This window comes from Pseudomonas sp. RW10S2, assembly GCF_014268985.1.
Taxonomy (GTDB): domain Bacteria; phylum Pseudomonadota; class Gammaproteobacteria; order Pseudomonadales; family Pseudomonadaceae; genus Aquipseudomonas; species Aquipseudomonas wayambapalatensis.
On sequence record NZ_JABWRO010000168.1, the window covers coordinates 1 to 9254 of the forward strand.

General features: G+C 60.8%; 9 protein-coding genes. 2 read left to right on the forward strand and 7 right to left on the reverse strand.

What is annotated here, in order from left to right:
• Positions 1-255 precede the first annotated feature (255 nt).
• On the forward strand, positions 256-2238 hold the full coding sequence (locus HU729_RS23985) for a relaxase/mobilization nuclease and DUF3363 domain-containing protein (RefSeq protein ID WP_186711750.1): 1983 nt from the start codon (positions 256-258) through the stop codon (positions 2236-2238).
• A gap of 100 nt (positions 2239-2338) precedes the next feature.
• On the opposite strand, the gene HU729_RS23990 is transcribed toward HU729_RS23985, so the two are convergent.
• From HU729_RS23990 to HU729_RS24015, 7 genes are all read right to left on the reverse strand, one after another.
• Complete coding sequence (locus HU729_RS23990; RefSeq protein WP_346655318.1) at positions 2339-2956, reverse strand: ParB/RepB/Spo0J family partition protein; 618 nt, start codon at positions 2954-2956, stop codon at positions 2339-2341.
• A complete protein-coding gene (locus HU729_RS25900; protein WP_238348431.1) occupies positions 2853-3404 on the reverse strand; it encodes an N-acetyltransferase in 552 nt (183 codons plus the stop codon). Before HU729_RS25900 ends, HU729_RS23990 begins: the two co-directional genes overlap by 104 nt.
• Positions 3401-4627, reverse strand: coding sequence for a DUF3440 domain-containing protein (locus HU729_RS23995; RefSeq protein ID WP_186711752.1), 1227 nt, complete (start codon positions 4625-4627; stop codon positions 3401-3403). Before HU729_RS23995 ends, HU729_RS25900 begins: the two co-directional genes overlap by 4 nt.
• A 50-nt stretch (positions 4628-4677) precedes the next feature.
• Complete coding sequence (locus tag HU729_RS24000; protein ID WP_186711753.1) at positions 4678-5325, reverse strand: glutathione binding-like protein; 648 nt, start codon at positions 5323-5325, stop codon at positions 4678-4680.
• 41 nt (positions 5326-5366) lie between these two features.
• Entirely contained in the window at positions 5367-6239 is an 873-nt protein-coding gene (locus HU729_RS24005; RefSeq protein ID WP_186711754.1) for a hypothetical protein, read from the reverse strand.
• A 51-nt stretch (positions 6240-6290) separates the two neighbouring features.
• Positions 6291-7649: a hypothetical protein gene (locus tag HU729_RS24010; RefSeq protein WP_186711755.1), complete on the reverse strand. Its 1359-nt coding sequence runs from the start codon at positions 7647-7649 to the stop codon at positions 6291-6293.
• Positions 7650-7734: 85 nt separating this feature from the next.
• Positions 7735-8424, reverse strand: coding sequence for an alpha/beta fold hydrolase (locus HU729_RS24015; protein WP_186711756.1), 690 nt, complete (start codon positions 8422-8424; stop codon positions 7735-7737).
• A gap of 88 nt (positions 8425-8512) precedes the next feature.
• On the opposite strand from HU729_RS24015, the gene HU729_RS24020 reads away from it, so the two are divergent.
• Positions 8513-9211: a DsbA family oxidoreductase gene (locus HU729_RS24020; RefSeq protein WP_186711757.1), complete on the forward strand. Its 699-nt coding sequence runs from the start codon at positions 8513-8515 to the stop codon at positions 9209-9211.
• The last annotated feature ends 43 nt before the right edge of the window (positions 9212-9254 follow it).

Below are 9254 nucleotides of genomic sequence, written 5' to 3' on the forward strand. Positions count from 1 at the left end.
CCCCGGCGGGCTGGCTGTGGGCAGCGCAGCACCGCCGGGACGCCGAGGCCCGGAGCGAAAGCGAAGGGCAAAGGCGGAAGGCAAGACAAAAGGGGGCGGCACGAGGCCGCCCGCAAAGCGGGTCTGCACATGGGGGGAGGACGGCACGGTGGGTCGTCACCGCCGTGCCGCCAACACCGAGAAGACGGCCTCAAACCTCGCCTTGCGCCGTGCTTCGTACCCCTGACTTCGCCGTGACTCTACGGAGAGACGATGATGAGCGATCGACGTGACGACGATTTCCGCACGCGACCCGGTGCCCCGAAGAACCGGGGCCGAGGCTATGTGTCCCAAGTGCTTAAGCAGCTCGGCAAGGCGGGCGGGAAATCCGCTGTACGGCGTCCCGCGCTGACCGCCGGCAAGGGTCGTCCCGGCGGTCAACGGCCCGGCTCACGACTTGGGCGCGGCCATACCGCCGCCCGTTTCGCCGGCCAGTCACTGACGCCCTTCTCGCGACGCGTGACCATCAAGACCCTGCTGGTCAATCATCGCCAGGCGAGCCCGCAATCGCTCGCCAGACATCTGCGCTATGTCGAGCGCGACGGCGTGGGGCGTGACGGTGAACCGGGCCGGGCCTATGGTCCGCACACCGACGCGGCGGATCTCGATGAATTCAAGGCGCGCTGCGCCGACGATCGGCATCATTTCCGCTTCATCGTGGCACCCGAGGACGGCGCCGCGCTGGACGATCTGCGGACCTACACCCGTCACCTGATGACGCGGATGGAGGCCGATCTGGGAACCCGGCTGGAGTGGGTGGCGGTCGATCACTGGAACACCGACAATCCTCATACCCACCTCATCGTACGGGGACGGGACGATACCGGCAGCGACCTCATCATCGCGGGCGACTATATCGCCGATGGCTTCCGGTATCGGGCGGCCGAACTGGCGACGGAATGGCTGGGCCCGCGCACGGAGCGGGAGATCGAGCAGACATTGCGACGCGAGGTGGAACAGGAGCGTTGGACGAGCCTGGATCGCACGTTGCAACGGGTCGCCGACGACGCGTTGCGCATCCCGATCGAGCGGCTCAACGAGCCCGGCCTTCAGCGTCAGCGCCTGCTGCTGATCGGCCGGCTCCAGCATCTCCAACGCATGGGGTTGGCGGAGGAACGCCACCCCGGCGACTGGACAGTGCATGCCGACGCGGAGAAGACGCTCCGTACCCTCGGGGAGCGCGGCGACATCATCCGCACCATGCAGCGCGCGATGCGGGGCCAGCAGCGCGAACTGGCCGTGTTCGAACCCGGTGATGAGGAGCGACGCTTGACCGGACGCATCGCGGACAAGGGGCTTACGGACGAGCTTCATGATCGGGGCTATCTCATCGTCGATGGCGTGGACGGCAAGGCGCACTATGTGGCGCTCAACACGCGCGACGACCTGTCCAACTATCCCGTGGGTGCGATCGTGGAGGTCCGGGGATCGGCCGAGCTGCGTGCGGCCGATCGCAACATCATCGCCCTGGCCAGCGATGGCCTGTACCGGGCCGATCATCATCTCGCCATCGCACGCGCTCAGGCGGCACCCGGTCGGGATCCACAGGAGGTGGTGGCCGCCCATGTCCGCCGCCTGGAGGCGTTGCGCCGTGGCGGGATCGTCGAGCGTGTCGCAGACGGCCTGTGGAAGGTCCCCGATGACCTCCCCGAGCAAGGGCGCCGTTACGATGTGCGACGGCTGGGCGGCGTGGCGGTCGAGCTGAAATCGCATCTCCCTGTCGCGCGACAGATGCGCGCGATCGGAGCGACCTGGCTCGATGAGCAACTGATCGAGGGCGGCAAGGCATTGAGCGCTCACGGCTTCGGCGACGAGGTCCGCAAGGCGCTGGAAAAGCGAGCCGACTTCCTCATCGAACAGGGGCTGGCGTCCCGCCGGGGACCGGGAGTGCTACTTGCCCGCAACCTGCTCGCCACGCTGCGCGATCGGGAGGTGGCCGAGGTGGCGCGGACGATGGCCGCGGAGACGGGTCTGGCGTATCGCCCGACGGTAGACGGACGGCGCGTGACCGGCATCTACCGGCGCAGTGTGCTGCTCGCCAGCGGGCGATACGCCATGCTCGACGACGGACTGGGCTTCAGCCTCGTGCCGTGGAAGCCGGTCATCGAGCAGCGGTTGGGGCAGCCGATCGCGGTGACGATGCGGGGGACCTGGGCATCGTGGGATGTCGGTCGTCAGCGTGGACCTGGCGTCGGCTAGACGGCCACTAAAGCGTCAGGATCACGGGCTCCTTGACAATCGGATAGGTTTGAACGTCGATGCTTGGTTTCGCTCCGTATGGAGTCCGGAAGGTGTCGCATCAATCCCATGCCTTTGAATAGGGATGATCTTTGAACAATTCGGGCAACCCAGCCACTTGTTTGAAGCGAAACACCTCTTCGGCATCCATGCCCAATTCGTGCGCGACATCCGCATCGGTCCAGCCGGCGCGCAACAGCGTCACGACGATGTCCGTCATGGGTGCGACACCATGGATCCCGCGTGCCCGGTTGTGCCGGATCGTCGCGGCGATCCGGTCGGCTTCTGCCGTTCGGGAGGCCCGGATGGTGACCACGGGCAGGAAACCGCGCAGGCGTCGCTTGATGGCGGCAGAACGGCTACCGACCTTGTGCCGATGAAAGCCATCGACGATCTCATAGCGATCGGATCCGGTCTGATGCACGACGATAGGCTGCGTGAAGCCTTCGGCTTCGACGGACCGGGCGAGCAGTTTCATCTCGGGCGGGGCGACGCTGTTGGGGTTGTAGGCGTTGCCCTGGACCGTCTCCGCCGGTACCCACTGTACGCAATCGGCGGGCTCGCCTACGAACGGGCTATGCTCGTGCAATCGTTGCCGCAGGGTGTTGATCAGTTCCACACGGCGGAAGAGCGGCAAGGTGTCCAGCCTCTGGAACAGGGTCTCGGCGTCCAGGATCAATTGTTTTGCTTCTGGCATGACGGATCCTCATCAAGGTCGTCCACGTCCCGCGTTCGCCCTGCACGGTGAAACCGTGCGCCAGGAGGAACGGGACGCATCGGGTGGGAATACGGGTCAGCAGCGGGAGATCCTGTTTGTCGGCATAAGCGAGCACCGTGTCGCGCAAGGTCCGGAAGAGGCCGACACCCCGTGCTTCGGGCCGGACATAGCCCTGACGCATATGGAGCCGGTCGCCGAGATGCTCGACGCTGATGAAACCGAGCACATGTGAGGCCTGTGCATTTTGTACCACGAACCAGCGATAGCGTGGTCCGTCGTCGAGGGGATAGTTACCACATTCTCGGCGAACGGTGCGACTGGCGAAGAATCGCCCCATCTGGGCGAAGAAGGTGATTTCATTCTCGCTCGAGCGCCATAGCGCAAAGCGGCAGTCGTCGAGACGAATCATCGGTCATCCTTTCCCGGCATGACCCATCCTTCCATGTCCTGACGGGCGAAGCCAAAGGATAAGGATCGTGCCATGTCCTGCTTGAGCAGCGACAACGCGACGCGACGCCACGAGGGTTGAGCCCGCCGGTTCTCCAGCGCCGGCGTACCCGCATCCGGCCAGGCGTTCAGCGGATAGCCGTGCTTCGCCCACCATTGGGTAAAGCGCCCGATGCGCCGGGCGTACACCGTCCGTTGTCCCTCGGGCATGCTGTCCAGCAGGAAAGCTGCATAGGCTTGCCAGCTGTCGAACGCGGCCGGCAGTCCGGTGCCGCCCCGATAGCCGAGAAAGCGCTGCCGACTGTAGCGTGCCGCATAATTGGCCCCTGAGACACGTTGGACGACCCGGAACCAGGTCTGCGGCTCGATGCGGTGAAACAGATCCAGTCCTTTGCGCTGGTCGTCGCCAAAGGGCTGACAGATGCGCATCTGCGAGAAGCCAAGCCCCGAGCGATGCATGTCATCGTACAGATGGTTATAGGCGTGCTGCTTCTCGTGCGTGTAGCGCCAAAGGTCGGCGAATTTCCAGTCGTAGATCGGAAAGAAGCTGACGGCATTGGCTTCGGCGACATGGCGTGAACTCCAGGCGATCGGCGCAGCGCGATCAGGGGGTGTCCAGGCGCTGCGTTTGCCTCGTGCGCTCGGGCGCACCGCGAGGTAGCGGTTCAGCGATTCATCCGCCCGGATGCCGACCAGGAACGCCGTGGGAACGTCGCAAGCCAGCCAGGCGTCGAAACCAGTCACGAACTCTTCGAATTCCATCCGAAACCGATAGAAGGGAAAGACGGACGGATCGCGAATGACGGCGGGGTGTGTCGGCATCGGACGGATCCAGTCTGCCTCGCGTGCCGGATCCCAGGCGCACCAATAGGGCTCCTGTAAACTGGAGGCGTTGCGCAGATTCAGAGGTAGACACATCCACCAGGGGCGTATGTCGGTGCGATCGAACATGTCGGCCACGTGCGCGATGGTCGCCTGATACTGGCCTTCCAGATCGATGAATAAGGCATCCACGGGCCCGCGATTCAGCTCGCGCGCGACCTCCAGCGCAAGATGCAGCAGCACCGAACTGTCTTTGCCGCCCGAGAAAGCGACACAGACCCGCTCGAAATGTCGGAACACCAACCGAAGCCGCGCTTTTGCGGCCTCGTAGACGTCGATGTCACAGTAGGTTTTCGCGGCCATCGAAGACGGTATCCGGTAGGCTGACGAGATGCATAGGCGCTTGTGGCACTCTATCCTTGGACATGAAGCGAATGCGCTGGGCCTTCGACCTGAACGGTTTTCTGGACAGCGGGGCGATCGGCGACGCGTTCTGCGAATGCGCGCAATCCCGGCCAGGCATCCATCTCGAAACCCAAGCGCCGTCCCCAGGTGCACATCACATAGAGATAGGCATCCGGGGCGGTGAATATGTCGCCACAAAGGAAGGATCGTCCTCTCAATATCGCATCGACAAATGCGAGGCGGGGAGCCACGCGCACGAACGTATCTCGCTGGCCCTGATGCGTCTTGGACAGAAAATTGGATGACATACCGCCATGCCGTTCCGGCGTAATGAAGTTCTTGTGCAGTTCCATCGAGATATAATTCAGCCATTCGAGCTGCCGATAACGCTCCAGGCCCGACCGCGCCAACAGCGTCTTTTTTGATGTTAGATCGGCAATGTAACTCAAGATGACGGCGCCTTCCGTCAGGATTTCTCCATTGTCCAAACGCAAGGCGGGCACGTAGTTTTTGGGATTGACGGCGTTATAATCGCCGCCCGCCCATGTTTTCTTCATAAGATCCACCCGCTCCAGTTGGAACGGCAGTTCCGATTCGTTGAGCAAGATATGAGACGCCATGGAACTGGCGCCAGCGGCGAAAAAAAGTGTCAGCATAGACAAGTCTCCAAGGATCGATCGACAGCGACGACAGGCGTTCAAGCGCACGCAAAATTGATGGCATCATCCTCATATCGGCAACACAAGGAAAGTCCATCGGACTGACTTCGCACTTGGATCACATCTCCGTGATCCAGGTCGTAGCCGCCTTTGTGGGTGCTGATCGCCGCTCCCAACAAAATATAGTGAACGCAATAGGGCTGGAAGAAATTGGTGTTGATGAGTTGATCGAGAAGTGAGGACACCGAGCAGTTCATGTTGTCGGTGCCCAGGCTTCCCGACGCCGCCCATTTGCGGTGTTCGCCCTTATCGATGACACAAGTCACCTCCGATGAAGCCGGGATCTTGGTCGCTAAAACGATGCCATGAGCTACGAAGGTGTCCGCGAGCTTCGACAGACCTGCGAGATTAGGGTGGCGATGGCGCAAGACGACATCCGAGAAATCCAGCGCCAAGGTATAGCCGATGACGGTAGGATCGCCTGTCGCATTGGTCATCAGAACCAACGCATACTCGATCTCAATACCGCCACCATGACCCTGGATGGGGAGCACGAGCGGACTGCCCGTCGTCTTCAAGCTTGCCCCAGCGCCCTTGTAGTACCAGTCCAGAGGCTTGTTCCCAAAGATGTCCCCGTTCAACTTGATGTGGGTATTGCCGAACGAACTGACCGTCGTCCTGTCCCACTCCTCACGTACGAACGGCGCGACGTATCGATTTACGTCGAGACGGGCCGACTGCGTCGCATCCGATCGTCGTCGAAGGATGTGCTCGACATTCTCACGCTCCCTTACGCTGGCTCGTGCAAGGTCGTAACCCTGTCCTTTGAAGGCATCCATGCGCCCGGTATCGTCCGACACCACCAGATACCGTTCTGCGCCGATCACGCATTCGCTCAGTTTCGCTGTCATGATATGCACCTCTTCGCGTTCCTGATATGGACATATCGTTCGAAATCCCCGTCAGCCGTCCGATGGCTTTTGGAGCTGGAGATATCGTATGCCGCCGATCTCGACGGTACCGGATACGGTGGTACCTCCGGCATGCCCTCGATCCGTCAATGCGGATACGAGCCGATCGAAATCTTCTTCGCGAGTGAGGATCTGGCCGCCATGCTTCGTGACCCGATAGATCTCGTAGAGGAGAGACGGATCGTGCGTCTCATCGAAGCTCACGACGGCATCGTAGCCGATGTCTCGACGGTAATGTTCCGTTCCCGCCGTCGGGAAAGGCAGGCGCGTCGCCGTCAGATCACCACGGTATCGCAGGTTGTATTTTCGCCTTTCGACGCATAGTTGCAGAATGTCCGCGCAGATGTCGCGGTCGCGACCGATGACATCGATCGACTGCGCACTGAGCGAGTTGACGAAATTCGGCGTGTCTGGTGCGACGACGAGCACATTTTTGCCGTTGATGATCCCGTCCGGGAGCGTTGCCTTGTCCCGGTGATCTTTGGCGCGCAAGGCGTACAGCCCTCGCCATTCGCTGTCGATTTCCGCCCAATCCGTGACTCGTAGCGAATCGATAAAAGCAAATTTGTTGATTTCAAATAGATAGGCTTTATACGGAAGATATTGGAGAACCTTTCCTCGATCTCCTGTCACGCTGTAATCGCCGACCCAGCCGTTGAGAAAAGTTCTTGCGGCCACGATGCTGGCCTTACCCAAATAGTCCGCATTCCATCCGATCATGGCTTCCCGGCCGATCCACGCATAGGGTTCGATGGTAACGGCCGGCAACCGCGTCATCGCGACGGTGCGTGCGGCAACCGATGGACGGCCATAGGGGTCATGATCCTGCCGCAACAATTGGCTGCCGGGCGACAGCCACGCATAATCGCCGATCTTCACGTCGCCACCGGCGTTGACCGAACAATTGCGACCAAACCGCACATAGCGACCAATCTGGATATGCGGCAAGCGATCCGCCGTCCATCGGAGCTGGTGATCGGCATGCGGATGACTGAAATAGGCACCGTTTTCGAAATGCGTGGGTGAAACCAGATGTTCGCCGTCCCCCTCTCGAACGATCAAGGGATCTCCGCTCGTATCGATCGAAAAATGCGTGTCCGGAAGTTGGTGGCGTGCAGCCAGTTGGTTCAATCGATCGCGGAAACGCTTTCCGAATTCGATCTCATCCCGGAAAGTCGCGACGGACTTCACCTCTTCACGGAGCTGGCGGAGCACGGCAGTGTAATCCGCGATGGGAGATTTCGGCGTCGTCGTATGAAGATCGACTTCGAACTCGGTCAAGAATCGTCCGCCTTGGGCAAGGTCAATCGGTTGGACCAGTACGGGATTGGAAGAAAGATGGCTCATCATTTCCACGACTCCTTCTTGAACGCTATTTGGAAATCACATTTGGTTTTCGCTTGAGCTATTGACGATATGAACAGGCGGCATGCGCTTACGGACCGCTCGGAGAGGCGATCGTTTCGGTCCGTCGGTCGAACCATGTCGCGATATCCCGTATTTCGTCGTCGACGATGGTGTGGCCCATGGCATAGCTATGAAGATCGACCGTAGCGCCTGCGCGACTTAGCCAATCGTAGGCCGCTTTTGCCATAGGGAGCGGAGTTACCGGATCGAACGTGCCATGGCCGATGAAGATCGGGAGATGCGCCAACGACTTGATACCGGAGACCGCGGCCACAGGTAGCCAGCCCGAGAGAACCAGCGCGCCGCCCAGTCGATGGGGCGATTGCGCGGCGGTCAACATCGACAAGGCCCCCCCTTGCGAGAAGCCCGCGATGAATATCGCCTCGGATGGTTGTCCCGTATCGATCTCGCCTTGAATCAAGCGATCGAGGCGATCGACGGCACCCCGGATGCCATCGACATCGACTCGCTCGTTGAAGTCGGCGGTCAGCAAGTCGAACCATGCCGATACCATCTGTCCGTCACACAGTCGCACCGGCCGTTGCTCGGCGGTGGGTAGGATAAAGCGGACAGGGCGGCTGATGAGCTTGCCCCATTGCCGCACCAACGGAGTGTAATGCTGGCCCGACGTTCCCAGGCCGTGCACGAATATCACCGACAGTTCGGGATTTGGACCGCTTTCTATGACGAGCGGTGCGTCATGACTGATCGTCGCCATCTCTTCGCTCCTTCTGAGCTTGCTGCGAACCTTGACACTTCTTATGATCCATGTATCATCGTACCATATTGTGACAGGAAACTGAATCATGCAACTGCAAATTTGGTCGGATTATGCCTGCCCCTATTGCTATATCGGCAAGCGACATCTCGAAGCGGCGCTAGCGGAATTCCCTCACGCCGACGATGTGGAGATCGCATATCAGGCGTTCGAATTGGACCGGAACGCTAGCCGCGAGGTGGTCAACACCACGCAACAGCGCATCGAGCGGAAATATGCGAAGAGCCCGCAAGGCGCGCTGAACATGATCCACCAGATCATGACCATGGCACGGCATGCGGGTCTTGACATGCGCTACGACACGGTGCGTTACACCAATACGTTCGACGCGCATCGCTTGAGCCTGTTCGCCGAGCGCAGGGACTTAGCGAAAGAGGTCACGGAGGGCTTATTCCACGCGTATTTCACCGAGAATCGCGCTCTCGCCGATCACGACGTGCTTCTCGATGTGGCCACCCAGGCCGGTCTCGACCGAGCGGAAACCCAACAAATGTTGGACTCCGACGCCTTTTCGGAAGATGCCCGAGCGGCAGAGCAGGAAGCGGAACGGCGAGGCATTCACGGCGTCCCGTGCTTCGTGTTCGACGACGGCACCACCTTCTACGGAGCGCAGCCGAAATCGGCGTTGCTCGAAGCACTCCACGCGAATTGGGAAAAACAAAAGAGCGTGCCGGCATCGCCGAACGACGCGGCGGTCTGTGGCAGCCACGGATGCTCCGTACCTTGAAGTTTGACGAGATATTTGGCGGCGGGGGGCCCCCCCCCCCCCC

Excerpts from the sequence above, each read along its gene's own strand:
- HU729_RS23985 (WP_186711750.1), top strand. The coding sequence starts at position 256 with ATGAGCGATCGACGTGACGACGATTTCCGCACGCGACCCGGTGCCCCG.
- HU729_RS24020 (WP_186711757.1), top strand. The coding sequence starts at position 8,513 with ATGCAACTGCAAATTTGGTCGGATTATGCCTGCCCCTATTGCTATATC.
- HU729_RS24010 (WP_186711755.1), bottom strand. The coding sequence starts at position 7,649 with ATGATGAGCCATCTTTCTTCCAATCCCGTACTGGTCCAACCGATTGAC.
- HU729_RS25900 (WP_238348431.1), bottom strand. The coding sequence starts at position 3,404 with ATGATTCGTCTCGACGACTGCCGCTTTGCGCTATGGCGCTCGAGCGAG.
- HU729_RS24005 (WP_186711754.1), bottom strand. The coding sequence starts at position 6,239 with ATGACAGCGAAACTGAGCGAATGCGTGATCGGCGCAGAACGGTATCTG.
- HU729_RS24000 (WP_186711753.1), bottom strand. The coding sequence starts at position 5,325 with ATGCTGACACTTTTTTTCGCCGCTGGCGCCAGTTCCATGGCGTCTCAT.
- HU729_RS23995 (WP_186711752.1), bottom strand. The coding sequence starts at position 4,627 with ATGGCCGCGAAAACCTACTGTGACATCGACGTCTACGAGGCCGCAAAA.
- HU729_RS24015 (WP_186711756.1), bottom strand. The coding sequence starts at position 8,424 with ATGGCGACGATCAGTCATGACGCACCGCTCGTCATAGAAAGCGGTCCA.